Annotated in this window: 1 protein-coding gene; it reads left to right on the top strand. The window is 45.2% G+C overall.

Annotation, left to right across the window (positions count from 1 at the left end; genetic code table 11):
* Positions 1–72: 72 nt before the first annotated feature.
* Positions 73–310: hypothetical protein (locus tag CWB99_RS24485; protein ID WP_212748549.1), on the top strand; the 238-nt coding region annotated here is incomplete at its 3' end.

Genomic DNA, 310 nt, shown 5'->3' with positions numbered 1-310 from the left:
GAGCAAATACAGGCGTTAGCACGCTTTCCACAGGCCGAAGCCTGTGAAGTGGACGAGCTAGCTAAACGGCTAATGAAAACGCTTCACCTGAGAACTTTGGTGAATCAAAAAAAAAAGTTAACACCTTACTTTAATCTGCAATTTTTAACTGCCCAGGTGCCCTATAAAGTCCGCCTAGTGGCAAAGGAGAGAACGCCAGCGGTAACCGCACTGCAAAATTTAGGATTGCAACCATGTAAAGCCCCTTTACAAGACGAGTATATATTCATTCCGCGTTCGCGCTTACATCAACAGCAGTGGCTGTTTGAAT

The sequence above is a fragment of the Pseudoalteromonas rubra genome (assembly GCF_005887095.1).
Taxonomy (GTDB): domain Bacteria; phylum Pseudomonadota; class Gammaproteobacteria; order Enterobacterales; family Alteromonadaceae; genus Pseudoalteromonas; species Pseudoalteromonas rubra_E.
The sequence above is the reverse complement of the archived record's forward strand: the minus strand, read 5'-3'. Positions and strand labels throughout refer to the sequence as shown.